Consider the following 447-nt stretch of genomic DNA (forward strand, 5'->3'; position numbering starts at 1 on the left):
GCCGCCGACAACCATGCCGGCTACAACAGCGGCGGCGTCGCCAACATGTTCAACAACGGCAGCGCGGACTTTCACACCCCCGCGACATCGGTCGTCACAGTACCCGCTACGCCAGTGATCCCCGCGTCCGTGGTCACGACACCCACAGCGCCGGTCGTGACACCCTTGGCTCCGGACACCCTCGTCTTCCGCGTGTCGGGCGACAGCTACCAGGGTGATCCGCACTTCCAGGTGCGGGTGGACGGCCATCAGATCGGCGGCACACTCACCACCAGCACGTCGCATGCTGCAGGCCAGACGCAGGACATCACCCTCACGGGAGCGTTCGGCACGGGTGCGCACTACATCGCGGTGCAGTTCCTCGACGACGTCTACGGCGGCATCGCGCCGGCCGACCGCAACCTCTACGTCCGTCAGGTCAGCCTCAACGGACACACCCTCGCGGGG

General features: G+C 67.1%; 1 protein-coding gene. It reads left to right on the top strand.

Annotated elements, in window-relative coordinates; genetic code table 11:
• Positions 1-447 (top strand): carbohydrate-binding domain-containing protein (locus MKK64_RS26785; RefSeq protein ID WP_279593394.1); only part of this gene is annotated, 447 nt, incomplete at both ends.

Source organism: Methylobacterium sp. E-025 (assembly GCF_022829705.1).
In the GTDB taxonomy this organism is placed as follows: Bacteria; Pseudomonadota; Alphaproteobacteria; order Rhizobiales; family Beijerinckiaceae; genus Methylobacterium.